We start from the raw sequence: 25,863 nt of genomic DNA, 5'->3' as shown, positions 1-25,863 counted from the left end.
CTGCTCTTCCCGTTGTTCCGGCCCTGCCCGCCCCTTGACGCTGGCGGGCAAGCCTGAACATGTAGGCGCAACTATACCGGCCATCGCGCGCCCTTGGAACATCGAATACGACCATGCTGCTGCTGATCGACAATTACGACAGTTTTACCTACAACCTGGTGCACTATCTGGGCGAGCTGGGCGCGGATGTGCATGTCTACCGCAACGACGCCTTGGACGTGCAGGAGGCGATGGCCCTCAAGCCCGATGGTATCCTCCTGTCACCCGGCCCCGGCACCCCCGATCAGGCCGGTATTTGCCTCGCGTTGACAGAAGCAGCAGCAGAAACACGCACGCCGCTGATGGGTGTCTGCCTTGGGCATCAGACCATCGGACAAGCGTTCGGGGGCAAAGTGGTGCGCGCGGGCGAGATTGTTCACGGCAAGATGGGTACGATGCACCACGACGGCGCATCGGTGTTCAAGGGTCTGCCTTCGCCGTTTGAGGCCACCCGCTATCACTCACTGATCGTGGAGCGTGAGGGTTTACCGGATGAGCTGGAAATCACCGGCGCGCTTGAGGATGGCACGATCATGGGCCTCGCGCACAAGGAATTGCCCATTCACGGCGTGCAGTTCCACCCCGAATCCATCCGCTCCGAACACGGGCACGCGATGCTGAAAAACTTCCTTGATCTGATGCCGGTGCCCGCATGAGCGACGCGCTGAAGCCATTGATCGACGCCGCAGCCAACGGCCCGCTGAGCCGGGACCAGGCGGAGGCGGCATTTCAGATCCTGTTTGACGGCGAAGCGACGCCGAGCCAGATCGGCGGTCTGCTGATGGCGCTGCGCACGCGGGGCGAAACAGTCGACGAATACGCGGCAGCCGCAGCCGTCATGCGCGCCAAGTGCTACAAGGTCAAGGCGCCCGAGGGGGCGATGGACATCGTGGGCACCGGTGGTGATGGCAAGGGCACGCTGAACATCTCGACCGCGACCGCTTTCGTCGTAGCTGGGGCCGGTGTGACGGTCGCCAAGCACGGCAACCGCAACCTCAGTTCAAAGTCGGGCGCAGCGGACGCGCTGACCCAGATGGGCATCAATGTCATGGTCGGCGCGGACGTGGTGGAACAGGCGTTGGACGGGGCTGGTATCGGCTTCATGATGGCGCCCATGCATCACCCCGCGATTGCGCATGTGATGCCCACGCGGGCCGAGCTGGGTACCCGCACGATCTTCAACATTCTCGGGCCGCTCACCAATCCGGCCGGGGTCAAACGCCAGCTCACCGGCGCCTTTTCCCGCGATCTGATCCGCCCGATGGCAGAGACGCTGGCGCAGCTCGGCTCCGACACCGCTTGGCTGGTACATGGATCGGACGGCACCGACGAGTTGACGATCACCGGGGTGTCCTGGGTCTCAGCCCTTGAAAACGGGGCCGTCACCGATTTCGAAGTGCACCCGGAAGAAGCAGGCCTGCCGCCCCACCCGTTCCAGGCGATTGTCGGCGGCACACCCGAAGAGAACGCCCAAGCCTTTGCTGCATTGCTGGATGGCGCACCCGGCGCCTATCGCGACGCGGTGTTGCTGAACTCCGCCGCAGCCCTGAAAATCGCAGGCCGTGCCGACACGCTCAAGGACGGGGTCGCCCTTGCTGCGGAAAGCATCGACAGCGGCGCCGCAAAGGCTAAGATCAAGGCGGTAGCAGACATCACCCAGGGCGCGGCCTAGTCCCTTCTCTGGTTCCCAAAATCCCGGGGGTCCGGGGGCTGGCCCCCGGTTCCGCCGCTAAACACAGCGCGATAGATGACAGATACGATCCTCGACAAGATCAAAGCCTACAAGCTCGAAGAGGTTGCCGCCGACAAGGCTGCCAAACCGCTTGAAGCGGTGGAGGCGGAAGCGCGTGAAGCTTCACCGGTGCGCCCCTTTGCCCAAGCCCTGCAGATGGCGAACCGCGAGGCATATGGCCTAATAGCCGAGATCAAGAAAGCCAGCCCGTCCAAGGGACTGATCCGCGAGGACTTTGATCCCGCTACGCTCGCCAAAGCCTATGAAGACGGCGGTGCGACCTGCCTGTCGGTGCTGACCGATACGCCCAGCTTTCAGGGGGCCAAGGAATTCTTGACCCAGGCCCGGGACGCCTGCGCCCTGCCCGCCCTGCGCAAGGATTTCATGTACGACACCTACCAGGTTGCCGAGGCCCGCGCGCTGGGGGCCGATTGCATCCTGATCATCATGGCGTCGGTCAGCGATGCGCAGGCGCATGAGCTTGAGGAAGCCGCATTCGAATGGGGCATGGATGTGCTGCTGGAAGTCCACGACGCAGAAGAGCTGACCCGCGCCACGGCGCTCAAAAGCCCGCTGATGGGGATCAACAACAGGAACCTGAAAACGTTCGAGGTGACGCTGGACACGACCCGCACCCTGTCAAAACAGGTGCCCGCGGATCGCACCATCGTTGCCGAAAGCGGGCTCAACACGCCCGAAGATCTGGCGGATCTGGCGATGTATGGCGCGCGCACCTTTCTGATCGGTGAAAGCCTGGTGCGGCAGGATGATGTGGCCGCCGCCACACGGGCGCTGCTGGCCAATCCGCTTACCTCCGGGGGAGGCATGTAGATGGGGCTCACGCATTTCGACGATCAGGGTGCGGCCCATATGGTTGATGTGTCCGACAAGGACGTCACCGACCGCATTGCCGTGGCCGAGGCTTACGTGAAGATGAAACGCGAAACCTTTGAGATCATTACCGAAGGTCGTGCCAAGAAAGGGGATGTGATCGGTGTCGCCCGCCTCGCGGGCATCATGGGCGCCAAGCGCACCGCCGACCTTATCCCGCTCTGTCACCCGCTGCCCATCACGAAGGTGTCCGTCGATCTGGAGCCTGATGACGACCTTCCCGGCCTGCGTATCACCGCGACCGTCAAGACCACAGGCCAGACCGGGGTGGAGATGGAGGCGCTGACCGCCGCCTCGACCGCCGCGCTGACAGTGCATGACATGGTCAAGGCCGTGGACAAGGGCATCGAGATCGGCGGTTTGCGCGTCGTGCTCAAGGACGGCGGAAAATCAGGGCGTTACGAGGCGACATGATCACGGTTGCCGAGGCGCTGAGCCATCTCTTTGCCCTCGCAGACGAGATGCCGGTCGAACATGTGCCACTGCTCGAGGCAGATGGCCGCATTCTGGCCGAACCGGTGGCCGCCCGCAGAACGCAACCTCCCTTCGCCGCCTCCTCGATGGACGGTTACGCGCTCAAAGGCGTCGAAGCGGACCTGCACGCGCAGTTCAAGGTGATGGGCGAAGCAGCGGCAGGTCATGGTTGGTCCGGCACGGTTGGCGCCGGACAGGCCGTGCGTATTTTCACCGGGGCACCCGTACCCGAGGGCGCCGACAAGGTTGTCATTCAAGAAGATGTGACGCGGACCGGCGACCTGATCACCATCACGGACGAGCCGGGTGCGAAGGACAACATCCGTGCCGCTGGCATCGACTTTGAAACTGGCGACACGCTGGACGCGCCGCGCGTTCTGGGGCCTGCCGACATTGCCCTGCTCGCCTCCATGAACGTGGCAACTGTTCCCGTCCGGCGCAAACCGGTGGTTGCGCTGATTGCAACGGGGGATGAGCTGGTCATGCCGGGTGAAAACCCGGGCCCGGACCAGATCATTGCATCGAACAGCTTCGGCCTTGCCGCCATGTTGCGTCGCATCTGCGCGGAACCCCGCCTGTTGCCAATCGCGCGCGACAGCGCGGTATCTCTGACAACTGTGTTTGGCCTTACCGAAGGTGCCGACCTGATTGTCACCATTGGCGGTGCGTCCGTAGGCGACCACGATCTGGTGGGGCATGTCGCGGGCGAATTGGGAATGGACCGCAGTTTCTACAAGGTCGCGATGCGCCCCGGCAAACCGCTGATGGCGGGGCGGCTGAATGGCGTGCCCCTTGTCGGTCTGCCCGGCAACCCCGTGTCGGCCATGGTCTGTGGCACTGTGTTCCTGACGCCCATGATCCGCGCGATGCAGGGGTTGGGACGGGAAGCCGCGCCGCGCATTCAGATGCCACTGTCGGCACCGCTCGCCTCCAATGGCCCGCGCGAGCACTACATGCGCGCCATGACAAAAGACGGTGCGGTGGCCGATGCAGGGCTTCAGGACAGCTCGCTTTTGAGCGTGCTTGCCAACGCCAACGCACTGATCGTGCGCCCCCCAAGCGACCCGGCACGTGCAACAGGTGACGTAGTGGATGTGGTCCCCCTGACCTAAAGAGTTGACACAAAACGGGAACGTCCATAGAACAAACCCAAACCAACAGGGTTTGGAGGACGAACAGTGCTGACCAAGAAGCAGCTCGATCTGCTGGAATTCATTCACAAACGGGTTCAACGGGACGGCGTGCCGCCCAGCTTTGACGAGATGAAGGAAGCGCTCGACCTGCGCTCCAAATCAGGCATCCACCGGCTGATCACGGCGCTGGAAGAACGTGGTTTCATCCGTCGTCTCGCCCATCGGGCACGCGCCATCGAAGTGGTGCGCCTGCCCGAGAGCCTTGGCGGCGCGCCCAGCGGCTTCCAACCCAAGGTGATCGACGGTGACAAGCCGGACATGCCGCCCCCTGCCTCTGCCCGTCCGGTCGAAGCGACCCACGCCGTCGAATTGCCCGTGATGGGCCGGATTGCGGCTGGTGTACCGATCTCTGCCATTTCCGAGGTCTCTCATTCGGTGGCTGTGCCAGGCCAGATGCTGTCGGGCCAGGGCGACCACTACGCGCTTGAGGTCAAGGGCGACTCGATGATCGACGCAGGCATCAACGACGGCGACGTCGTGGTGATCCGCGAAACATCCTCGGCCGACAATGGCGACATCGTGGTGGCGCTGGTCGAGGATCACGAAGCGACCCTCAAACGTTACATGCGCAAGGGCGATACCATAGCTCTGGAGGCGGCGAACCCGGCTTACGAAACGCGGGTGTTCCCGGTGGGTCAGGTCAAGGTGCAAGGTCGTCTGGTCGGGTTGATCCGAACCTACTGATCGCGCGGCACATTCTACGAAGACTTGGGCGGACCACAGGTCCGCCTTACTTTTTCTTCACCAGTTGCTGCAATTGCAGGCTGCCAAAGCCGATCTCCGGGGCCGATGACTTTGTCCAGCCCGACCACATCCGGTCGCCCGCAATATCCCTGGCCGTGCGAATGCGCAGCTTGTCTGCATCACCTACAATCGCAATGGCGCCGGTGCGCCGCAACAAGGTGGGTGTCAAAACAAGACACGGCATGTCATCCGCGTCTGTAAGATCAGTATTGCTGACAACGATCTCTCCCTTGGTACATCCGGTGAAACCCGCAGCCGCGCGCTTGCCACTGAGGTGAATGATCTGCACCAGATGCGCGCTGTCCCAGCGCTTGGCCGCCGTGGCCTGATCGATCCCTTCCCCATCATTCTCAAGCCAGTTGCGCGCGACAAACCCCGCCCCTTTCGGTCGGCTGAGTGCGCGCCCGTCCTCGGTCATCAGCCCCACGAGGCCGCCCGTGTCCGCAATCAAGACATGCGGACGCGACCCCGCCTGCCACAGTGCAAGGCCCAGGATCACTGGCACCACACCGGCAAAACGCGCGCGCCCCTGCCATAGAATGACAAAGAGCATGCCCATGGCGATCAGGGGCAGAACGACCGCGCTCGGTCCGGCCACGTAGCCTTGCGCCCCGTCAAGCCCAGATACCGTATCGGCCACCCAGAGGATCCAACGCAAACCCGCGCCCATCAACCACAACCCGATGATGTCGAGGCCAACCGGCGCAAGTACCAGAGCCAGCACAGCTGCCGGGATCACAAGAACCCCCATCAGCGGCACGCTCGCGAGGTTCGCGATCAGCCCGTAATGCGCCATCGTGTTGAAATGTGCGGCCCCGATGGGCGCTGTCGCCAACCCGGCCACAGCGGACGAGATGACCACACCGACCACGGGTTGCAGCCATTTGGGGCCCAGCGTCCACTCCATATTCCTGATCCAGCCGAACACAGCCACAAGCGCCGTGGTGGCGGCAAAGGACATCTGGAAGCCCGGCCCCATCAACGCCTCGGGCCGGAGCGTCAGGACGATGATGGCCGCCATTGCGACCGCGCGCAGGCTGATGGCCCGCCTGTTGACGAGGATTGCGCAAAGCGCGACGGCCACCATGACAAAGGCGCGTTCGGTGGCGACATTTCCGCCTGACAAGGCAAGGTAGACCGCCGCAGCAATCAACGCACCAAGGGCTGCCAGTTTGCGCGCAGGCCAATGCAGGGCGACGTGCGAGATCAACGCAAAGAGCAGCCGCAGGAGGCCGAAGACGAAGCCCGAAAGCAGCCCCATATGCAGCCCGGAAATAGCCAGCAGGTGCGCTGTGTTGGAGGCGCGCAAGTCCTCCAGCGCGTCTTGGCTGATCCCGCTGCGATCGCCCGTGGTTACGGCCGCAGCAAAACCACCGACATCGCCTGGCAAAGCGTCCTGCACATGGGCGGATACACCCATGCGGATGCGAAAGATCGTCTGGCGCAGGTCAAACTCGGCCACGCTGATGGCGACCAGTGGCACACGGGTATAGCCTACCGACCCAAGCTCGGCGAACCAGGCATGGCGCTGGAAATCGAAGCCACCGGGCTCGACCGGTCCGCCGGGCGGGCCCAGATGGGCGGTCGTCATCACGCGCAGTCCCGGCTCGGGCGCGACGCCCAAGGCACTGTCGCCGTGCAGGGAAATGCGTACCCGCGTGGGCGTGTCGGCAGGCGCCACATGGTCCAGTTTGACATGATCAAGGGTCAGCCGCACCGCGTCCGATGCGCTGCGATCCATGCCCACGATCCGCCCCTCGACCGGGCCGTAGTACCGCCAGTCCAGCACGGGCCCCGCAACCGAATGCGCGCGCCAACCGGCCAGAACGAAGCCGAGCGCGATCATGGCGGCCAAGACGAATATGGGCGAGGTCAGCTCGCTCATCCGTCGGGCCACGATGGCCATGAGCACGCCGAGGGCGCCGATGCTAACGATCAGGGTGACGGAGGGTTCGAACTTCAGCCCGAAGAACAGGGCGATCCCGCATGCCATACCCACCGGACACCAGCCAAACAGGTGCCCGCGCTGGATCAGCATCGCGTGCCCCAGCCCCATGCTTGCCCCTCTCGCTCGCGGTGAGTATCAGGAGCCGAAACCGTAGACCCGTCGTGGTTAAGCAAAGGTAAATCCGTCCCATGTCCAAAGCCGTCGTCACCCGTTTCGCCCCCTCGCCCACCGGCTTTCTGCATATCGGTGGCGCGCGCACGGCGCTGTTCAACTGGCTTTATGCCCGTGGCCGCGGCGGCACATTCCTGCTCAGGATCGAGGACACAGACCGCGCCCGCTCCACCCCCGAAGCGACGCAGGCCATTCTGGACGGCATGGCGTGGCTCGGCCTCGACCATGATGGAGAGGTGTTCAGCCAGTTTGAGCGCGCTGATCGGCACGCCGAAGTGGCGCATCAGCTGCTGGCCGAAGGCAAGGCATACAAGTGCTTTTCCACACAGGATGAGATCGCGGCATTCCGTGAGGCCGCGCGGTCCGAAGGCAAGTCCACACTGTTCCGCTCGCCATGGCGTGATGCGGACCCATCGACCTACCCCGACGCGCGCTTCGTCGTGCGGATCAAGGCACCGCAGGACGGCGCGACCGTGATCAAGGACGAAGTGCAGGGCGACGTGACCATCCGCAACGACCAACTCGACGACATGGTCCTGCTGCGCGCCGATGGCACGCCGGTGTACATGCTGGCCGTGGTGGTCGATGACCATGACATGGGCGTCACTCATGTAATCCGGGGCGACGACCACCTGAACAATGCCGCGCGGCAGATGATGATCTATGACGCCATGGGGTGGGACGTACCCGTCTGGGCGCATATCCCGCTGATCCACGGGCCCGACGGCAAGAAGCTGTCGAAACGTCACGGCGCGCTTGGGGCGCAGGAATACCAGGTGATGGGCTATCCGGCGGCGGGGATGCGAAACTATCTGGCCCGACTGGGGTGGAGCCACGGGGACGACGAATTCTTTACCGACGCGCAGGCGCGCGAGTGGTTTGACCTGAACGGCATCGGCAAAAGCCCTGCGCGGTTTGACGTCAAAAAGCTCGAAAACCTGAGCGGACAGCATATTGCCCAAGCAGATGACGCTGCGTTGCAGCAGGAAATCGAGACCTATTTGGCTGCCGCGGGTGAAAAACCTTTGACGCAATCACAGAAAGATGGGCTGTTCGCGGCGCTGCCATTTGTAAAAGAGCGCGCAAAGACACTTCCAGAACTCCTTGAAAAAGCAAGATTTGTTCTGACAGACCGCCCTATCACGCCAGATGAAAAGGCCTCAAAAGCTCTTGATACGGTATCCCGTGGTATACTGACGCAATTGACGCCGCAGCTGCAAACCGTTACTTGGTCGCGGGACAGTTTGGAGGCCGTCCTGAACGACTTTGCTGCCGCACAGGACACGAAATTCGGCAAGCTGGCAGGCCCGCTGCGGGCCGCCCTCGCGGGTCGGGCAGTCACGCCTTCGGTCTTTGACATGATGCTGGTGCTGGGGCGTGACGAAACCCTTGCCAGGCTTGAGGATGCTGCCACCTGACGCGGTTCATAAATCGTTCACGGTGCGCAGTCTAACGATGGGCACGCGGGCCTTCCGTGTGCCCAGGCGGGTGCGCCCGCCACGCGACGAAAGGAACGACCCTGATGGCCGATACCCAAAAATCCGCAACCCTGACAATTGGTGACGACAGCTACGACCTGCCCATCTACTCGCCCACCGCAGGCCCTGATGTGCTCGACATCCGCAAGCTCTATGGCCAGGCAGGCGTGTTCACCTACGATCCAGGCTTTACCTCGACCGCAAGCTGCGACAGCACGATCACCTATATCGACGGTGGCCAGGGCGTGCTCTTGCACCGCGGCTATCCGATCGACCAATTGGCGGAGAAGTCCCACTATCTCGAAGTGTGCTATCTGCTGCTCTACGGCGTTCTGCCGACGGCTGCGCAGCTGGAAGAGTTCGAAACGACGATCACGCTGCACACGATGCTGCACGAGCAGATGCAGAATTTCTTCCGTGGTTTCCGCCGCGACGCGCACCCGATGGCCATCATGGTCGGCGTGGTCGGTGCCATGTCGGCCTTCTATCACGACAGCACCGACATCTCCGACGAACACCAGCGCGAGATCGCCTCGCACCGGCTGATCGCCAAAATGCCGACGATCGCGGCCTGGGCCTACAAGTACTCCATCGGACAACCCTTCGTGTATCCGCGCAACGATCTGGACTATGCGTCGAATTTCCTGCGCATGTGCTTTGCCGTGCCGGCCGAAGATTATGAGGTCAACCCGATCCTGAGCCGTGCGATGGACCGCATCTTTACCCTGCACGCGGACCACGAGCAGAACGCATCGACCTCGACCGTGCGGCTGGCGTCGTCCTCGGGTGCGAACCCGTTTGCCTGTATCGCCGCTGGGATTGCATGCCTTTGGGGTCCGGCACACGGCGGCGCAAACCAGGCCTGCCTCGAGATGCTCAAGGAAATCGGCAGCGTCGATCGCATCCCCGAGTTTATCGCACGCGCCAAGGACAAGGACGACCCGTTCCGCCTGATGGGCTTCGGCCACCGCGTCTATAAAAACTTCGATCCCCGCGCGACGGTCATGAAACAGTCCGCCGACGAGGTGTTGGAGCTTCTGGGTGTCGAAAACAACCCGGTTCTGCAAGTCGCCAAGGAGCTGGAAAAGCAGGCGCTGGAAGATCCGTATTTCGCGGAGAAAAAGCTGTTCCCGAACGTGGACTTCTATTCCGGTATCATCCTCGAGGCGATGGGCTTCCCCACCTCGATGTTCACGCCGATCTTCGCGCTGTCGCGGACCGTTGGCTGGATCAGCCAGTGGAAAGAAATGATCGCCGATCCACAGAACAAGATCGGCCGCCCGCGGCAATTGTACCTGGGCGAGACATCCCGCGATTACGTCGATATCGAAAAACGCTAAATCAGATAAACCCCCGCACGACGCGGGGGTTTTTCGTGTCAATGGTGACAGATACCAGCGACCGTTTCCCCGCTGTCTACAATCGCAACGTCAAACTTGACGCCATTCCGCGTCGCGATAGACGGTGGTTCAAAAGCCAAGCGGAGAATTGGACATGGGTATTGGAATTGCATTGCTGTCGCTATTGGGCATTGGCCTGATTGTCAGCATTTTCGACGATGATGACGACAACGAAACGGCGGCCGCATCAGAACCGGAAGGTGTTGTACGCAACGGGACGGACGATGCCGACACGATCGATGGTACGGACGGTACGGACCTGCTGTCAGGCGGTGCAGAGGATGACACGCTGAGCGGCGGTGCCTCCTCCGACACGCTGGAAGGCGGCACCGGAGATGACTTGCTGGAAGGCAACGGCGGCAATGACCGGCTGCTGGGCCAGGCGGACGACGACGTCATCGTCGCTGGCGGTGGCAATGATGTGGCAGCCGCGGGGTCCGGCAATGACTTTGTGCAGGGTCGCGGCGGTGACGATACGCTGAACGGCAGCCTTGGAATCGACTGGCTCGAAGGCAATGACGGCAACGACAGCGCATCCGGCGGATTTGGCAATGACACGATCCTTGGCGGTGACGGAGCGGACACGTTGAACGGCGAAGGAGGTAACGACATTCTCATCAGTGGAGAACTGTCGGGAACCCCATTTGCAACGGAAGATCTTGAAGCGCTGCGTGATGGAACCACAGCTTTGACAACGATCCTGAACCTGGACGCTGAAACTGCCATTCCGCTGCTGGATGATGACGCTGCTGACGTGTTGAACGGCGGCGATGGCGACGATGCACTGGTGCTGGGTGCAGGCGACATTGGCACCGGTGGTGAAGGCGAAGACGGCTTTGCGCTGCTGGCTGAAACGGCGGACTCGGACGCCGGTCCAAGCACAATCACCGATTTCAACAGCGAAGAAGACGCCTTGGTGATCTTGGTGGATCCCAACCAGACCGTAGATCCCGTCGTGGACGTCGTGGATGAAAATGGGGACGCGATCATTACCGTGAACGGAACCCCGATTTCGGTTCTCGTCGGAGCCGCCGGCCAAATCGAATCGGCCGATATCGGCGGCGGTACGGGAATCGTTGTGGGCTTGCTTGATCCCCGCCCGTAAGAGCATCTGTTGCGCGTTGTGGTCAGTTCTACCGCAACGCGCAGCATTGTCCCGGCAAGGTTGACAGTCAGCCGGCCCGAGCCCCTTTTTTTCTTGCTTTAGTTGCATTTAGCGGCCGCGGATTGACTCGAAACCGGCCCGCTTGGACACTCTTAATCAATCTTTAACAAATTGCGCTCGTGTCCTGGGGGATCCGCCATGCTCTTTCTTCTTTCTTTGTTTCCAGCCCTTTTAACCAGTGGATTGGTCACCGACGACGACGTCGATGAGCAGACATCATTTGCAGAAGACGAAGACGGCAAACTGCTGATCGGAACGATTGGCGACGACGCCATCACCGGCGGTGAAGGTGATGATGACATCATCGGACTGTTGGGCAACGACACGCTTGATGGCGGGCCCGGCGGCAACGATGTCATCCAGGGCCTGAACGGAGACGACCTGCTGATCGGTGGCGAAGGCAACGACGCCATGCAGGGCCGTGGCGACAACGATACGGTTCAGGGTTTCTCCGGCGATGACTGGGTCGATGGCAATGACGGCGATGACCTCGTGCGTGGCGGCGGCGGGTCGGATGTCGTCATCGGCGGCAAGGGCGAAGACACCGTCGATGGGCGCAGCGGAGACGACGTGATCGTCGGCGGCGAATTCAACGCCGATCCACTGACGACCGACGAATTGGGCATCTTGCGCGATGGCGGCACGATCAACGACATCTTCACCGAGGAAACGCCGCCCTTTGCCGAGCTGCGTGACGATGGCGCGGCCGACCAGATCTTTGGTGGCCGTGGCTCAGATTTCATGATCCTGGGTTCCGGCGATGTTGCTGCCGGCGGCAGTGAGGTCGACGCCTTTGCCGTGATCGCCGACGCGGCGGACAGCGAGCTCGGTCCGGCCACGATCAGCGATTTCAACAGCCCGGACGGCGAAAGCCTCGCCCTCTATTTCCGCGCAGATGAGACGGTGAACGAGGATGCCATCACCGTCACCGACGACGGCGACGACGCACTTGTCGGCTATGACGGCGAAGTACTGGCACGCGTGACGGGTGCAGCGGGCACACTATCCGCAGCCGACATCGAAATCCTGCAACCCGAAGATCCGTCCACCACGCCGGTGATCGACGGCACAGAGAATGCTGATACACTCGCTGGTACTGCCGCAGATGAAATCATCAACGGTCTCGGCGCGAACGACCAGATCGAAGGCGGCGCAGGCAACGATACAATTGCAGGCGGTGACGGTTCGGACATCGTGCAGGGCCAGGCAGGTTTTGACGTGATCACCGGAAACGCAGATGATGATCTTCTGCAAGGACGTGGTGGCGATGACACCCTGTCCGGCAACAGGGGCTTTGACTGGGTCGATGGCAACGACGGCGACGACAAGGTCAACGGAGGCCTGCAGGGCGATACGGTGATCGGCGGCAACGGGGCTGACCTGTTGAGCGGCGGTGAGGGCAACGACGTCGTGGTTGGCGGCGAGCTTCTGTCCGATCCTCTCAGCACAACCGCGCTCGAAGCCATTCAGGGCGGCGCAACATTGAATGACGCACTGACGGGTGTCGAGATTGGTGAGACGCTGGACATCCTGGATGACAACCAGGCCGACACGTTGGATGGAGGGAACGGATCCGACCTATTGGTGGCAGGCACGAGCGACAGCGCAACCGGTGGCGCCGGAGACGACACCTTTGCCATTCTGGGTGCGAAGGACCAGGTCGGTGCGGCCACGATCCTCGACTACACCGATGGCGAGGATCAGATCATCATTGTCGACACGGATGGCAGTGAGACACCTGAAATCACCGTCGAGGCAGATGGCGATGAGGCGCGGGTATTCCTGAATGGCACAGAGGTGGCTGTCGTGGTTGGTGCGGCCAGCACCCTCACCGCTGCCGACGTCACCGTGACCAGTGCATTGGCAACAGAACTCTTCGACGCCAATTTGTAAAAGGTGGAAGTGTTAAAGGCAGGCCGCGACACTCGCGGCCTGTTTTCTTTTTGGACCTAGCGACCTTCGAAGCTGGGTTTGCGCTTTTCCACGAAAGCCAGAACGCCCTCGCGGAAGTCGCGGCTTTTGCCGCAGGCCCCCTGCTCTGCCGCCTCGGACGCCAGTTGGTTCTCTAGGTCATTGCTCCAGCTGGCCCGGATCACCCGCTTGGCCGCAGCAAAGGCTTGGGTCGGGCCATGCGACAGATGGGCGACACGCGCTTTCCAATGGGCTTCGAAATTCTCGTCAGCGACCGCTTCCCAGATCATGCCCCAGGCATCGGCCTGCCGTGCAGTGATCTTCTCGGCAAACAGAGCCGCCCCCATCGCCTTGGCCATGCCCATCGTGCGCGGCAACACATAGGTGCCCCCAGCATCCGGGATCAGGCCAATCCGCGTAAACGCCTGCAGGAAATACGCACTCTCCGACGCGATCACCACGTCACAGGCCAGCGCCAGGTTTGCACCCGCGCCCGCTGCTGCGCCGTTGACGACGGCGACCGTTGGCACCGGACACTCCACGATGGCAGTCAGCATGGGAGCATATTCGTCCCGCAGTGTCCGCTCGAGGTCCAGGTTCGACGCATTGGCGCGATCGCCCAGGTCCTGACCCGAGCAGAACGCACGGCCCGCACCCGTCAGCACAACCACGCGGGCATTGCGTCCGGCATGGGTGACAGCCACGTCGATCTCTGCCCGCATCTGCGTGGTCAGCGCATTCATCTTGTCCGGCCGGTTCAGCGTGATGATCGCTGCGCCATCATCCATCTCGTAGGTGAGGGTGTCGTATTTCATGGCCAGTGTCCTTTTCCGGGTCTGCCCCTCAATACCAAACCGATCAGTTTAGAAAAGCCCCGAGGACCGTCACTCGTCCATAATCTCGCGCAGACGCCGCGTCTCTGCCTCGCTCAGACCGGCATCGGTCGTGACAGGTGCGCGGCTCCGGCCACGCAAGTAGCCAATGCCGATCCCGATGGCGAGCAGGAACATGAGCGGCCCAGCCGCCCACAGCATCCAGTTGGATCCAGACACACGCGGGGTCATCAGAACAAACTCGCCATACCGCTCGACAAAGAAATCGACGACCTGTTCCTGCGTTTGTCCGGCAGCAATCTGTTCCCGGATCACACGGCGCGCATCCACGGCCCATTGCGCATTCGACGACGCCACTGCCTCCGATTGGCACACCACGCAGCGCAATGCATGATCCAGCTCTCGTGCCTTCGCCTCAAGCGCGGGATCATCCAGCATTTCGGAGGGGTCGAGGGCAAACGCCGCGGTGCTGAGGATCAGCGAGAAGAGGATCGCCAACCGTTTCATTCCGCCGGCACCGCCGCTTCGCCCGACGTCTTGCGGGCACCCACGGCCACACGGAACCGCCGGTCACTCAGGGACAAGAGCCCGCCCAAGGACATCAGCGCACAGCCAATCCAGATCCAGTTCGTCAGCGGCTTGATATAGGTGCGCACGGCCCAGCCGCCGTTCACCTGCTCATCCCCGATCACGACATACACGTCGCGCGCCAGATCGTAGTCGATCCCCGCCTCGGTCGTGGGCATTTGCGCAACAGGGTAAATCCGCTTCTCGGGTCGCAACTGCGCAATCTCATCGCCGTCTTGCGACAACGTGATGAACGCCATGGTCGACAGGTAATTTGGGCCTTCCACATTCTCGACCGCATCCAATGTCAGGTCATAGCCGCCGACATTGAACTGCTCGCCGATCTGGGCCACGCGAATATCTTCGGTCTGCCAGGCGGTCAGCCCGCCCACACCGATCATGGTCACACCCAGCCCCGCATGGGCCACCGTCTTGCCCCAGTCCGCGCGCGGCAGACGCCACAGCCGACCAAAGTCAAACTTCTGCCCGGTGCGAGAGGCCAGGTCCACCATCGCCCCCATCACAAGCCAGGCACCCAGGAACGCGCCAAGCGGCCCGGTCAGCGGCTTGCCCGTGTTCATCGCCCAGGCGAGGCCACCAAAGGCCAGCGCCAGCACAAATACATAGCGCAGGGGTCGCATCGCACGCGCCACCTGTCCGCGCTTCCAGGGGATCATGGCCCCGATGGGAAGGATCAATCCAAGGATCACCATGAACGGCGTAAACGCCATGTTGAAGAAGGGCGGCCCGACACTCAGCGTCCGGTCAAAGAACATCTCGGCCACCAGCGGCCACATCGTACCCACGAAGACCACGAAACAGCTCACAGCCAGCAACACGTTGTTCGCAATCAACGCACTTTCGCGGCTGACCATGCTGAACACGCCCCGCGCCTCCATCACGCCAGCGCGCAAGGCGAAGAGGATCAGCGCACCGCCCATGAAAAAGCCCATGATCATCAGGATGAAAACACCCCGTTCGGGATCATTGGCAAAAGCGTGGACCGAGGTCAGCAGACCCGAGCGCACGATGAACGTGCCGATCAGCGAAAACCCAAAGGCAAGGATGGCGAGCAAAATGGTCCAGGATTTCAGGCTCTCGCGCTTCTCGACCACGATGGCCGAATGCAACAGCGCGGCAGCGAGCAGCCACGGCATGAACGACGCATTCTCGACCGGGTCCCAGAACCAGAAACCGCCCCAGCCAAGCTCGTAGTAGGCCCACCACGACCCCAGCGCGATCCCGATGGTCAAAAACACCCAAGCCGCCAGCGTCCAGGGCCGCACCCAGCGCCCCCAGGCCGCATCGACCCGCCCCTCGATCAGGGCGGCAACGGCAAAGGAAAACGCCATGCTCAGCCCGACGTAGCCGAGATACAGAAACGGCGGATGAAACGCCAAGCCGGGGTCCTGCAGCAGGGGATTCAGATCCTGACCGTCAAAGGGCGGAACAGCCAGACGCAGAAACGGATTCGAGGTGAAGAGGATAAAGGCGAGGAACGCCACGCCAATTGCCCCCTGCACGGCCAAAACACGGGCGCGTAGCGTCGGCGGCAGGTTGTTCCCGAACCATGCGGCCATGGCCCCGAACAGGGCGACGATCAGCACCCACAGCAGCATGGATCCCTCGTGGTTCCCCCACGTGCCCGAAATCTTGTAGATCATCGGTTTCGCCGAATGGCTGTTCAGCACGACCAGCCGCAACGAGAAATCGGATACGATAAATGCCCACATGAGCGCCGCAAAGGAAAAGGCGATCAGGATGAATTGCAGCGACGCCGCCGGCTCGGCCACGGCCATCCACCTCTGGTCGCGTCGCCATGCCCCGACCAACGGGACCACCGTCTGCACGATGGCGATCAGAAAGGCGAGGACGAGGGCGAAGTGACCGAGCTCTGTAATCATAATGAATGTATATGACGCGCAGGACGTCCAGCCAATGCCCCTGCCGTTTATGTCGCATCACTAAAGCGCCAGAATACCCTTTCTTCTGGCTAGAAATACTTCGGGGTTTGGGGCAGAGCCCCAACAAAGCATGTCGTCGCGCAGCGGCCGTCGGATTACGCAGCGGCGCGCCACTCGTCCAGCGCCGCATTTCCCGATGGCTTGAGCGATGCAACAGTCAAAACCGCATCACCTTCCGTGCTCGCAACACCGATCCCGTCATGGCGCAACTTCCTGAGCGCCGAGACATTTTCCATCACCTGCGGCACATGCGCCATCGTCTGCACGATCTCGCGCTGAAACTGCTGCGCCTTCACCTGATGGCGCGCACCAAAGTAGAACGACACGATCACACCCAAAAGCCACCATAGCGGCTCCGGCACCAGTGCAATCCCCTGCATCCGCTCTGCAAACCACAAGGGCGATACCATGGCCGACACGAACAGCCCCAGCGTGCCCAGTGCCAGCGCAGGGCGCGGCAACCGGTTGATCCCGTCCATAAACCGATCGAACCATCCCTGACGCGGCACGGCGAATTCAGCGCCAAACTCGCGCATCGCCGTCATCTGCACCTCGTGCGCACGGGCCGAACCGGCCTCTGCATTCTCGCGAAACACCTGAACCGTGTCCCGCACCACATTCCGGTCGCCGCCAAACAGCAGCCCCAGCAATCCGTTGATCATCCCCATGCCGCAACCCTTTCCCGAAACTGCGCTTCAGTCAGATGAAAGCGCGGCGCGATGAACTCCTCGGCCCGCTTGATCCAACCACCCTTACCGCCTGCCCGCGTGCGGGCGTACTTGCGGCTGGCCGGACGGTTGTCGGCAATGCGGAAGTAGTAATTGCGCCGCGCAATCCCGTAGGCATCCACCAGATGATCAGGCGCAGCGGTATGAGCGGCGCGCGCCGCCCCGATACTCTGCGGTCCCAGCGCACCATCCACAGTCACGCTCTGCCCCATGGAGTTGAGGAGCCGCTGCAGGATCTTGATCGCATTGCCGCCCGCGTTGACATACATGTCGAACACCGTCGCGTGCAGCGGTTCCGGCAACTCGGCAATCCGCGGCCGTTCGAAGTAGTGCAGCACAAAGATGTCCACCGCCTGCGCCCGCGTCAGACGTCGTACATCGCCCACATCCACATCCCCGTCCCGATCCAGGTCGAGCCTCAACCGCTGCATTGTGTGAATGGTTACGCCGAAATTCGTGGCCCCGCCGGGATCATCCGGATCATTCACAAAGCCGCCCTCGCGGCCCACGATGTCTTCGGCAATCTGACGTACGTCCTGCATATCTTCACCCTCATGGTGTCCCATGGGGCAAAACGTCAGCGATGTGCGTTAACGGGTCCTAACGCGACCGTACGCTAGGTCTCGGGGTCTTTGTAGACGCCCTGCTCCTTCAGCGCATCGACGACCTCTGCGGGCATGTAGGTTTCGTCATGTTTGGCAAGAATTTCAGACGCTTCAAAGACACCGTTAATATACTTACCTGTGCCCACCATGCCCTGATTTTCTTCGAACAGATCAGGCAACACGCCGGTAAACACGACTGGCACCGTCGCGCCCCCATCGGTCACTTCAAAGCGAATCGAAGCGCCTTCGCCACGAACCAGCGACCCTTCAGCCACCAAACCGCCAATGCGAAACACCTCGGTCGGGCCCGGAGGCTCCGCCATGATCTGGCTTGGCGCGCGGAAGAAGTTGATCCCATCGCGCATCGCATAGCCGATCAGCACCGTCGAAACCGTCAATGCCACCGCCGCGAGGGCGATGATCTGGATCCGACGCTGCTTCTTCAGGCTTTTCATGGGCGTATGCTACGGAAAAAGCGGGGCCATCATCAGCCCCTCAACCTCGTTAATACCTAACATCAGATTGGCATTTTGCAACGCCTGCCCGGACGATCCCTTGGTCAAATTGTCGAGGGCCGCGACCACAACGGTACGCCCCGGCAACCGATCCGCCGCCACGCCGATGTGACAGAAGTTCGATCCACGCACATGCCGGGTCGACGGCACCTCGCCCATGGGCAGCACTTCGATGAACGGCTCGCCCTCATAGGCCGCCGTCAGCACATCCCACACCGCCTGTGCATCGCCTTTGACGTAGGCAGTGCCCAAAATCCCCCTGTTTGCAGGGATAAGATGCGGCTGGAACTGGATGTGTACGTCCCGCCCAGCGATCTTGGAAAACTCCTGATCGAACTCACCCAGATGCCGGTGCGACCCGCCGGTGGCGTAGGCATGGTACCCCTCGGACAGCTCTGCGTGCAGCAGGTTCTCCTTCAACGCCCGCCCCGCGCCGGACACAGCAGCCTTCAAATCCAGAATGATGTCATCGAGGTCGATGACCCCAGCCGCGATCAAAGGCCGCAGCGCAAACTGCCCCGTCGCCGCGTTGCAGCCCGTGCCCGCCACCAACCGCGCACCAGCAATCTCGTCCCGATAAAACTCGGTCAGGCCATAGACCGCTTCGCCCTGCATCTCGACTGCCGAGTGCTGGTTGCCGTACCACTTTTGATAGGCCTCAGGATCACGCAGCCGGAAATCCGCACTCAGATCCACAATCCGCAGATCCCGCGGCAGGCCAGAGATCACCTCCTGGCTGGTCTTGTGCGGCAGCGCGCAAAAGCACAAGTCAATCCCCGCCCAGTCGATCTGGTCAAAGGCAACCATCGGCGGCAGGTCCAGATGGCGCAAATGCGGATAAACCTGCGCAACCGTCTGCCCCGCTTTGGAGAATGCGCCCAAAGCCTTGATTTCAATAGAAGAGTGTCCGGCAATCAGCCGGATCAGTTCAGCGCCCGTATAGCCGGAAGCGCCCAGAATAGCGATGTTATAGGTCATGTCAGTCTTCTTGGATAAGGTGTCAGATCAAGCGGCATCAAACGTGATCTGTCGTCGCAAGAACTGCGTGGCGCGCTGGCTGACGGTCTTGGGATCGCCCGTCGTCAGAAATCCAGGCGCGCCCCCGCCCATCTTGTCGGGGTGACGGTCCAGATAATCGGCCAAGCTCTCCCCAACCAACCCGGCCTGCGAGTACACAGCCACATCCGCGCCCAGCGCGTCCTGAAACTCGTCCTGCATCAGCGGGTAATGCGTACAGCCCAGAATGGCCGCCTGAGGCTCCGGCATCTTGCGCTTCAGCGCATCCACATGGGACCGCACAAGTGCATCGGCCAGGATCATGTCACCGTCTTCGATAGCATCAACCACACCGCCACAGGCCTGCGCCTCCACATCCACACCAATGGCCCGGAATGCCAACTCGCGCTGGAACGCGCGACTGGCCACCGTCGCAGGCGTGGCAAACAACGCCACGTGTTGCACTCCGACCTCGCGGGGCGGAGAATTGTCGCCCCACTGCCGCTCCGTCAGCGCCTCAATCATCGGCACAAAGACACCCAGCACCCGCTTGTCGGTGGGAACCCAACCTTCCTGCATCCGCCGCAACGCAGCAGCCGAGGCCGTGTTGCAGGCCAAAATCACCAGATCACAACCCGCATCAAACAGCCGCTGCACCGCCGCCGTCGTCAGGTCATAGATGTTGTCCGCCGTCCGCACCCCATAAGGCGCATTGGCGCTGTCGGCGAGATAGATGAAATCCACATCCGGCAGCCGCTTCTGCGCGGCGTCCAGCACGGTCAGCCCGCCCAAACCGGAATCGAAAATACCAACTGCCATCGCGCGCCTCTTGCGGCTTCAGGTACGGTGCCGCTCTTCGAACTCATAACCCAGATCAAACACCTTGATCGGGTTTGGATTCAGCTCATACGTGGCTTTGCGCAGGAATTCCATCATCTGTTTGGGGTGCTGCGCCATGGGGTTCAGCACATCCCTGCCGATGGGATCGCCAACAACGACGTCCACGGGCGTATCCACCCGCTTCTTGAACTCCTTGATCAGCAGCCCAAGGCGCAGCGTGTTGTGCAGATGGCTGGCAATCTGGAACAGGCGGCTAGTGTATCCATCAAAGTAAAGCGGCACGACAGTCGCATCGGACTTCGCAACCATGCGCGCCGTAAAACTGCGCCAACCCGGATCCATCGGTCTGGAAAACGGCTTGGCCGCTGTGCTCACGGTGCCCCCGGGAAAGATGCCAATGGCTCCGCCCTCGCCCAGATAGCGCAGCGACTCTTTGCGGGTCGCAACATTCAGCGCCATCGCCTCGCGCGTATCATCGAAGCTGATGGGCAGCAGAACGCGGTTCAGTTCTTCGGCCTTCTTGAAGACTGAGTTTGCCATGATCCGAAAGTCACCCCGAACGGTTGACAGGATATGGCCCATCATCAACCCGTCAAGGATACCATAGGGATGGTTTGCAATCAGGATCAGCGGCTTGTCACGTGGAATGTTGTCGAGGCTCCCGGCCACCACATTCAGAGACAGCCCATATCGCTCGACCATAACGGCCCAGAAGTCACGGCCCGCCGCGACCTCATGTTCGTACCCTTCGGCCCGCTTGATCAAACGCAAGCGTCCCGTGGTGTTTTCGAGTATACGGATCAAAGCCCGCCCGCCCTTGGTTTCGGCCGAGTGGGAATAGCTGATCTCGCGCGTAATTTCGCGTTGTTGGCGACTGGGCATGGAGGGCTGCCTGACTGCTGTACACACCCCGTTTTACGGGGTGCGCGCAATCCTGCCTAGCCCATATGACACAGGTGTGACGCGATCACTCAGCGGCCTTGGCTTGCTCTGGTCCGCCCGTGCGGATGACCGATAGCAATTCCTCGCGCCGTTTCGCGGCCTTGGCTTCATTGGCCTGCTTCACCGGGCCAAATCCACGGATGTCGAGCGGAAGCGCCGCAAAGGCCACAATCGCATCCCGCGTGCTTTCATTCAGCTTGGGCAGCACGGTTTTCAGATCGGCCTCGTACTGCTTGATCAGCGCCCGCTCCATCTTACGCTCTGCCGTATAGCCAAAGGGATCCAATGGCGTCCCGCGCAGCCCCTTCAGTTTCGCAAGGATGCGGAAGTTGCGCATCATGCTGGGGCCGTATTCCTTCTTCACAGGCCGCCCATCCGGACCGTCCTTGCTCAGCATGGGTGGGGCGAGATGGAATTTCATTTGGAAATCCCCCTCGAACTGCTCCCGCGCCTTGGCTTCCGTCTCCAGATGCAGCCGGGCCACCTCGTACTCGTCCTTGTAGGCCAAGAGTTTGTGATAGCCTTTCGCCACAGCTTCTTTCACTGCCGCGTCCTCAATGCTGTCCACCAGCTTCCGATACCGCTTCGCCAGCCGCTTGGACTGATACTTCACCAGATGATCAGCGCGGAACGCGATCTTCTCTTCCAGCGACTTCGGCAGTTGGATCACCTTGGGTTCCGCAATCCGCGCCGCTTCCTCGGCATGCAGCACCGCCCAGCGCCCGATGTCGAATGCGCGCTTGTTCCGCTCGACGGCCGCGCCGTTCAGGTCGATCGCGGTATGGATGGCGTCCAGCGTCAGCGGCACAAGGCCCCCCTGCCACGCCGCGCCAAAGATCATCATGTTGGAAAAGATACTGTCGCCCATCGTGGCCTTTGCCAGATCGGACGCATCGAACATGTCCACCCGGTCTCGCAGCCGCGCCTCAAGCGCCAGGGACAGCCGCTCGGATGGCAGCGCAAACTCGGTATTCCGCGTGAAGTCACCCGTGATGATCTCATGGCTGTTCACAACCGCGCCTGTCCGGCCTGCACTGGTCAGGCCCAACGTCTTGGCCCCGGCAGAAACAACAAGATCACCACCAATCAGCGCATCACACTCACCCGTCGCAACCCGAATGGCGCTGATATCGGCAGGATCATTGGCAATCCGGCAATGGATGTGAACGGCCCCACCCTTCTGGGCCAGCCCCGCCATCTCCATCATGCCTGCACCCTTGCCGTCGATATGGGCCGCCTGCGCCATCACGGCACCAATGGTCACGACACCCGTACCACCCACGCCCGTGATGACCACGTTCCAGGTCCCATCAATCGCCGGCAACTCCGGCATCGGCAGGTCCGGCAAATGCAACTCGGTCGTCGCCGCCTTCTTCACCTGCGCGCCTTCAAGCGTCACGAAACTGGGGCAGAACCCCTTGAGACACGAAAAGTCCTTGTTGCAGGACGACTGATCAATCGCCCGCTTGCGGCCCAACTCTGTCTCCTTGGGCACGATCGACACGCAATTCGACTGCACCCCGCAGTCACCGCAGCCTTCGCAGACGTCGGTATTGATAAACACCCGCTTGTCGATGTCCGGAAACGTCCCACGCTTCCGCCGCCGCCGCTTCTCTGCGGCACAGGTCTGAACGTAGACTATGACCGAAACGCCTTCGGTCTTGGCAAAGCGCTCCTGCACCACTTGCAACTCGGCCCGTTCATGGGTCGGCACACCGGACGGAAAGCGCGACACATCCACATCTTCCTTGTCGTCATAGACAACGGCTACATGCTCACAGCCCATCGCCCGTACTTCATCGACGATGCGGTAGGGATCAAGCCCCCCCTCGTTCCCCTGCCCGCCCGTCATGGCGACGGCATCGTTGTAGAGGATCTTGTAGGTGATGTTCGTCCCGGCGGCCAAAGCGGCCCGAATGGCCTGCACGCCCGAGTGGTTATACGTCCCGTCGCCCAGGTTCTGAAACACATGATCCCGCTTCGAAAACGGAGCTTCACCGATCCAGTTCGCCCCCTCAGCCCCCATATGGGTGTAGCCAATGGTCTCGCGATCCATCCATTGCACCATGTAGTGACAGCCAATGCCCGCATAGGCACGGCTCCCCTCAGGCACTTTGGTCGATGAATTGTGCGGGCAGCCCGAACAGAAGTACGGCAACCGCGCGGCGATATCCTCGGCATTGTCGGACCGGCGCGCCTCGTCCAGCTTGGCCAGCCCCGCCTTGATCCCATCGGTGTTGCGGCCTTCCTCGACCAGAACACCACCCAGCTTTTCGGCAATCAGGATCGGATCAAGGGCACCACGGGTCGGGAACAGCTCCTCACGGTGCATCCCACCGGCACCACCTTTGTACCAGCCATAGACCCGACGCCCCCGACGGTCGTCAAAGATCGCCTCCTTGATCTGCACCTCGATCAGCTTGCGCTTTTCCTCGACCACGACAATCAGGTCGAGCCCCTCGGCCCAGTCATGGAACCCCTGCATGTCCAGCGGGAAGGTCTGCCCGATCTTATAGGTCGTGATACCCAGCCGCTCCGCCTCGTTCTCATCAATGTTCAGCAAGTTCAGCGCATGAACCAGATCCAGCCAGTTCTTGCCCGCCGCCACAAAGCCGATCTTGGCCCCGGGCTTGCCCCACATCCGCCGGTCCATCTTGTTGGCAGCACTGAAGGCTTCCGCGGCAAAGCGCTTGTGGTCGATCATCCGCGCTTCTTGTTCCGTCGGCGTATCGACCAGACGGATGTTCAGCCCACCCTCGGGCAGCGCATAATCGGGCACAGTCAGGGACAAGCGGTGCGGATCGCCATCGACCACGCTCGTGGCCTCCACCGTATCCTTCATGGTCTTCAGACCAACCCAAAGCCCAGAAAACCGGCTCAGCGCCCAGCCATACAGGCCATAGTCCATGATCTCCTGCACACCGGCAGGCGACACAACCGGCATATAGGCGTCGATCAGCGCCCATTCCGACTGGTGCAAAACCGTAGAACTCTCGCCCGTGTGATCGTCTCCCATGGCAACCAGCACACCACCGTGCTTGGAAGACCCGGCCATATTAGCATGTTTGAACGCATCGCCCGACCGGTCCACGCCCGGTCCCTTGCCGTACCAAAGACCAAAGACGCCATCGAAGCGCCCCTCATCCCGCAACTCGGCCTGCTGCGATCCCCAGAGCGCCGTCGCCGCCAGGTCCTCGTTCAAGCCGGGCTGAAACGTCACATCATGCGCGGCAAGCTGCTTGAGTGCCCGCGTCATCTGCATATCCACGGCCCCCAGCGGAGATCCGCGATAGCCCGTGACCAACCCTGCCGTGTTCAACCCCGCCGCCACATCGCGCGCTTTCTGCATCAGCATCAGCCGCACCAGCGCCTGCGTGCCGTTCAGCAAAACAGGGCTTTTTTCCAGATCATAGCGGTCGTTCAAGGAAATCTTTTGCGTGCTCATCGCTGGCCTCCCCTGCCGTGATCAGTCTTGCATATCTTTCAATCAATAATAGGTCACACATGCTGACCTTGCCACAAAAATTTTTGTCACCTGACGGTTCCGGCAAAGCCAAGCATATGAAATACGAAGATTTCGCTTATGTTGACGGCAACATTATAAAAGTGGTGCGCATGGACTGGGACAAGTTACGAATATTTCACGCGGTGGCAGACGCGGGAAGCCTGACGCATGCCGGAGACAAGCTGAACCTCAGCCAGTCAGCAGTCTCCAGGCAGATCCGTGGGCTTGAGGAATCGCTGAACGCCACCCTCTTCCACCGCCACGCGCGTGGTTTGATCCTGACCGAACAGGGCGAGCTGCTCTTTGACGCCACGACGGCGATGAACAAACGGCTCGACACCGCCTCCGCACGCATCCGTGACAGCGAGGAAGAGGTGTTCGGCGACCTGCGCGTGACCACCACCATCGGCTTCGGCACGCTCTGGCTCGCCCCGCGTCTGGTCAAACTCTACGAACAATACCCGGACCTGCGCGTGGACCTGATGCTCGAAGAACGTGTGCTCGACCTGCCCATGCGCGAAGCCGACGTGGCCATCCGCATGAAAGAACCCAGCCAGGCCGATCTGATCCGCAAGCGGCTGATGACGGTCAAGATGCAGGTCTTTGCAACGCAAGCCTACCTGGACGCGAACGGCACGCCCGAAACACTCGACGACCTCGCGCAGCATCGGTTGATCTGTCAAAATGTCAGTTCGGCCCAGGTCGGCGCGGGCAGCAGCCTCGTCCAGCATCTTTTGACATATGAAATCCGGTCACTTTTGACGGTGAACAACTACTTCGGTGTGCTGCAAGGCGTGTTGCAGGACCTCGGCCTTGGCATCCTGCCAGACTACGTTTCGCTGGATGATCCGCGACTCATCCGGGTACTGCCCGAGATCGAGTCCGCAGATGTGCCTGTTTTCTTGGCGTATCCAGAGGAACTTCGCCAATCCAAGCGGATCGCCGCCTTCCGGGACTTCGTCCAGGAAGAGATCATCGCCTACCGTAAGATACTGAGGCAAAAGGAAAATCCCTAAGACATGCATTTGGCGCATACCTGCCATGCTTTCGCGCGTGCGGAAAATGCCTTGATTGGCAGCAAATGCGCCCCTACCTCGCCTAATGAAGAGACACGGCGCTGATGCGCCATCTTCATACCTCCCTGTTGGACTTGGCCGAGCTTCATGCTCGGCCTTTTTTTATCCACCCGGACCACCGGCTTTCCTTGCAACGTGTCCTGCAC

Annotated in this window: 22 protein-coding genes; 11 read left to right on the top strand and 11 right to left on the bottom strand. The window is 61.4% G+C overall.

The genetic code is table 11. From position 1 onward, the window contains the following. Positions 1 to 113 precede the first annotated feature (113 nt). From KUV51_RS04885 to lexA, 6 genes are all read left to right on the top strand, one after another. Positions 114 to 695: an anthranilate synthase component II gene (locus tag KUV51_RS04885; protein WP_222520464.1), complete on the top strand. Its 582-nt coding sequence runs from the start codon at positions 114 to 116 to the stop codon at positions 693 to 695. Then, positions 692 to 1,711 carry an anthranilate phosphoribosyltransferase gene (trpD, locus tag KUV51_RS04880; RefSeq protein WP_222520463.1) on the top strand — a complete coding sequence of 340 codons (1,020 nt, stop codon included), beginning with the start codon at positions 692 to 694 and terminating at the stop codon, positions 1,709 to 1,711. Before KUV51_RS04885 ends, trpD begins: the two co-directional genes overlap by 4 nt. A gap of 75 nt (positions 1,712 to 1,786) precedes the next feature. Continuing rightward, on the top strand, positions 1,787 to 2,602 hold the full coding sequence (gene trpC, locus KUV51_RS04875; protein ID WP_222520462.1) for an indole-3-glycerol phosphate synthase TrpC: 816 nt from the start codon (positions 1,787 to 1,789) through the stop codon (positions 2,600 to 2,602). Then, entirely contained in the window at positions 2,603 to 3,076 is a 474-nt protein-coding gene (moaC, locus tag KUV51_RS04870) for a cyclic pyranopterin monophosphate synthase MoaC (protein ID WP_222520461.1), read from the top strand. Continuing rightward, positions 3,073 to 4,248 carry a gephyrin-like molybdotransferase Glp gene (gene glp, locus KUV51_RS04865; RefSeq protein ID WP_222520460.1) on the top strand — a complete coding sequence of 392 codons (1,176 nt, stop codon included), beginning with the start codon at positions 3,073 to 3,075 and terminating at the stop codon, positions 4,246 to 4,248. The genes moaC and glp overlap by 4 nt, the downstream gene beginning before the upstream one ends. A 66-nt stretch (positions 4,249 to 4,314) precedes the next feature. Continuing rightward, a complete protein-coding gene (gene lexA / locus KUV51_RS04860) occupies positions 4,315 to 5,013 on the top strand; it encodes a transcriptional repressor LexA (RefSeq protein WP_039686474.1) in 699 nt (232 codons plus the stop codon). A gap of 46 nt (positions 5,014 to 5,059) precedes the next feature. Here lexA and KUV51_RS04855 read toward each other — a convergent pair whose 3' ends face one another. Further along, on the bottom strand, positions 5,060 to 7,129 hold the full coding sequence (locus KUV51_RS04855) for a ComEC/Rec2 family competence protein (protein ID WP_222520459.1): 2,070 nt from the start codon (positions 7,127 to 7,129) through the stop codon (positions 5,060 to 5,062). Positions 7,130 to 7,209: 80 nt separating this feature from the next. Between KUV51_RS04855 and gltX the strand changes: the two genes are divergently transcribed. The 4 genes from gltX (at position 7,210) to KUV51_RS04835 (ending at position 13,128) form a co-directional block, all read left to right on the top strand. After that, positions 7,210 to 8,610 carry a glutamate--tRNA ligase gene (gene gltX / locus KUV51_RS04850; RefSeq protein WP_222520458.1) on the top strand — a complete coding sequence of 467 codons (1,401 nt, stop codon included), beginning with the start codon at positions 7,210 to 7,212 and terminating at the stop codon, positions 8,608 to 8,610. Positions 8,611 to 8,714: 104 nt separating this feature from the next. After that, positions 8,715 to 10,010, top strand: coding sequence for a citrate synthase (gene gltA, locus KUV51_RS04845; RefSeq protein ID WP_222520457.1), 1,296 nt, complete (start codon positions 8,715 to 8,717; stop codon positions 10,008 to 10,010). A 154-nt stretch (positions 10,011 to 10,164) separates the two neighbouring features. Further along, positions 10,165 to 11,175, top strand: a complete 1,011-nt coding sequence (locus KUV51_RS04840) for a calcium-binding protein (protein ID WP_222520456.1) — start codon at positions 10,165 to 10,167, stop codon at positions 11,173 to 11,175. Between the two features lie 198 nt (positions 11,176 to 11,373). Then, a complete protein-coding gene (locus tag KUV51_RS04835) occupies positions 11,374 to 13,128 on the top strand; it encodes a calcium-binding protein (RefSeq protein WP_222520455.1) in 1,755 nt (584 codons plus the stop codon). A gap of 56 nt (positions 13,129 to 13,184) precedes the next feature. Here the strand turns inward: KUV51_RS04835 and KUV51_RS04830 are convergent, their stop codons facing one another. The 10 genes from KUV51_RS04830 to KUV51_RS04785 all read right to left on the bottom strand — a co-directional run bounded on the left by KUV51_RS04830 (position 13,185) and on the right by KUV51_RS04785 (position 24,581). Then, positions 13,185 to 13,961 carry an enoyl-CoA hydratase-related protein gene (locus KUV51_RS04830; RefSeq protein ID WP_222520454.1) on the bottom strand — a complete coding sequence of 259 codons (777 nt, stop codon included), beginning with the start codon at positions 13,959 to 13,961 and terminating at the stop codon, positions 13,185 to 13,187. 69 nt (positions 13,962 to 14,030) lie between these two features. Continuing rightward, positions 14,031 to 14,486, bottom strand: a complete 456-nt coding sequence (locus tag KUV51_RS04825) for a cytochrome c-type biogenesis protein CcmH (RefSeq protein WP_222520453.1) — start codon at positions 14,484 to 14,486, stop codon at positions 14,031 to 14,033. Further along, a complete protein-coding gene (locus tag KUV51_RS04820; RefSeq protein ID WP_222520452.1) occupies positions 14,483 to 16,450 on the bottom strand; it encodes a heme lyase CcmF/NrfE family subunit in 1,968 nt (655 codons plus the stop codon). Before KUV51_RS04820 ends, KUV51_RS04825 begins: the two co-directional genes overlap by 4 nt. A gap of 155 nt (positions 16,451 to 16,605) precedes the next feature. Then, the gene (locus tag KUV51_RS04815; RefSeq protein ID WP_222520451.1) at positions 16,606 to 17,178 is read right to left on the bottom strand and encodes a holin family protein; all 573 of its coding nucleotides are present in this window, start codon (positions 17,176 to 17,178) and stop codon (positions 16,606 to 16,608) included. Then, the gene (locus KUV51_RS04810) at positions 17,169 to 17,780 is read right to left on the bottom strand and encodes a holin-associated N-acetylmuramidase (RefSeq protein ID WP_222520450.1); all 612 of its coding nucleotides are present in this window, start codon (positions 17,778 to 17,780) and stop codon (positions 17,169 to 17,171) included. The genes KUV51_RS04815 and KUV51_RS04810 overlap by 10 nt, the downstream gene beginning before the upstream one ends. 74 nt (positions 17,781 to 17,854) lie before the next feature. Continuing rightward, on the bottom strand, positions 17,855 to 18,298 hold the full coding sequence (gene ccmE / locus KUV51_RS04805) for a cytochrome c maturation protein CcmE (protein ID WP_222520449.1): 444 nt from the start codon (positions 18,296 to 18,298) through the stop codon (positions 17,855 to 17,857). 9 nt (positions 18,299 to 18,307) lie between these two features. Next, positions 18,308 to 19,336 carry an N-acetyl-gamma-glutamyl-phosphate reductase gene (argC, locus tag KUV51_RS04800; RefSeq protein ID WP_222520448.1) on the bottom strand — a complete coding sequence of 343 codons (1,029 nt, stop codon included), beginning with the start codon at positions 19,334 to 19,336 and terminating at the stop codon, positions 18,308 to 18,310. 27 nt (positions 19,337 to 19,363) lie between these two features. Next, positions 19,364 to 20,173 (bottom strand): glutamate racemase, encoded by an 810-nt coding sequence (locus KUV51_RS04795; protein ID WP_222520447.1) that lies wholly within the window; start codon positions 20,171 to 20,173, stop codon positions 19,364 to 19,366. A gap of 18 nt (positions 20,174 to 20,191) precedes the next feature. After that, complete coding sequence (locus tag KUV51_RS04790) at positions 20,192 to 21,076, bottom strand: lysophospholipid acyltransferase family protein (protein ID WP_222520446.1); 885 nt, start codon at positions 21,074 to 21,076, stop codon at positions 20,192 to 20,194. Positions 21,077 to 21,161: 85 nt separating this feature from the next. Then, a complete protein-coding gene (locus KUV51_RS04785) occupies positions 21,162 to 24,581 on the bottom strand; it encodes an indolepyruvate ferredoxin oxidoreductase family protein (RefSeq protein ID WP_222520445.1) in 3,420 nt (1,139 codons plus the stop codon). A gap of 170 nt (positions 24,582 to 24,751) precedes the next feature. On the opposite strand from KUV51_RS04785, the gene KUV51_RS04780 reads away from it, so the two are divergent. Continuing rightward, positions 24,752 to 25,657, top strand: coding sequence for a LysR family transcriptional regulator (locus KUV51_RS04780; protein WP_222521244.1), 906 nt, complete (start codon positions 24,752 to 24,754; stop codon positions 25,655 to 25,657). Positions 25,658 to 25,863 lie beyond the last annotated feature (206 nt).

The organism is Tateyamaria omphalii (genome assembly GCF_019802125.1).
Classification (GTDB): Bacteria; Pseudomonadota; Alphaproteobacteria; order Rhodobacterales; family Rhodobacteraceae; genus Tateyamaria; species Tateyamaria omphalii_B.
The sequence above is the reverse complement of the archived record's forward strand: the minus strand, read 5'-3'. Positions and strand labels throughout refer to the sequence as shown.

Coding starts and splice junctions, on each gene's coding strand:
- KUV51_RS04885 (WP_222520464.1), top strand. CDS start 114: ATGCTGCTGCTGATCGACAATTACGACAGTTTTACCTACAACCTGGTG.
- trpD (WP_222520463.1), top strand. CDS start 692: ATGAGCGACGCGCTGAAGCCATTGATCGACGCCGCAGCCAACGGCCCG.
- trpC (WP_222520462.1), top strand. CDS start 1,787: ATGACAGATACGATCCTCGACAAGATCAAAGCCTACAAGCTCGAAGAG.
- moaC (WP_222520461.1), top strand. CDS start 2,603: ATGGGGCTCACGCATTTCGACGATCAGGGTGCGGCCCATATGGTTGAT.
- glp (WP_222520460.1), top strand. CDS start 3,073: ATGATCACGGTTGCCGAGGCGCTGAGCCATCTCTTTGCCCTCGCAGAC.
- KUV51_RS04855 (WP_222520459.1), bottom strand. CDS start 7,129: ATGGGGCTGGGGCACGCGATGCTGATCCAGCGCGGGCACCTGTTTGGC.
- gltX (WP_222520458.1), top strand. CDS start 7,210: ATGTCCAAAGCCGTCGTCACCCGTTTCGCCCCCTCGCCCACCGGCTTT.
- gltA (WP_222520457.1), top strand. CDS start 8,715: ATGGCCGATACCCAAAAATCCGCAACCCTGACAATTGGTGACGACAGC.
- KUV51_RS04840 (WP_222520456.1), top strand. CDS start 10,165: ATGGGTATTGGAATTGCATTGCTGTCGCTATTGGGCATTGGCCTGATT.
- KUV51_RS04835 (WP_222520455.1), top strand. CDS start 11,374: ATGCTCTTTCTTCTTTCTTTGTTTCCAGCCCTTTTAACCAGTGGATTG.
- KUV51_RS04830 (WP_222520454.1), bottom strand. CDS start 13,961: ATGAAATACGACACCCTCACCTACGAGATGGATGATGGCGCAGCGATC.
- KUV51_RS04825 (WP_222520453.1), bottom strand. CDS start 14,486: ATGAAACGGTTGGCGATCCTCTTCTCGCTGATCCTCAGCACCGCGGCG.
- KUV51_RS04820 (WP_222520452.1), bottom strand. CDS start 16,450: ATGATTACAGAGCTCGGTCACTTCGCCCTCGTCCTCGCCTTTCTGATC.
- KUV51_RS04815 (WP_222520451.1), bottom strand. CDS start 17,178: ATGGGGATGATCAACGGATTGCTGGGGCTGCTGTTTGGCGGCGACCGG.
- KUV51_RS04810 (WP_222520450.1), bottom strand. CDS start 17,780: ATGCAGGACGTACGTCAGATTGCCGAAGACATCGTGGGCCGCGAGGGC.
- ccmE (WP_222520449.1), bottom strand. CDS start 18,298: ATGAAAAGCCTGAAGAAGCAGCGTCGGATCCAGATCATCGCCCTCGCG.
- argC (WP_222520448.1), bottom strand. CDS start 19,336: ATGACCTATAACATCGCTATTCTGGGCGCTTCCGGCTATACGGGCGCT.
- KUV51_RS04795 (WP_222520447.1), bottom strand. CDS start 20,173: ATGGCAGTTGGTATTTTCGATTCCGGTTTGGGCGGGCTGACCGTGCTG.
- KUV51_RS04790 (WP_222520446.1), bottom strand. CDS start 21,076: ATGCCCAGTCGCCAACAACGCGAAATTACGCGCGAGATCAGCTATTCC.
- KUV51_RS04785 (WP_222520445.1), bottom strand. CDS start 24,581: ATGAGCACGCAAAAGATTTCCTTGAACGACCGCTATGATCTGGAAAAA.
- KUV51_RS04780 (WP_222521244.1), top strand. CDS start 24,752: ATGGACTGGGACAAGTTACGAATATTTCACGCGGTGGCAGACGCGGGA.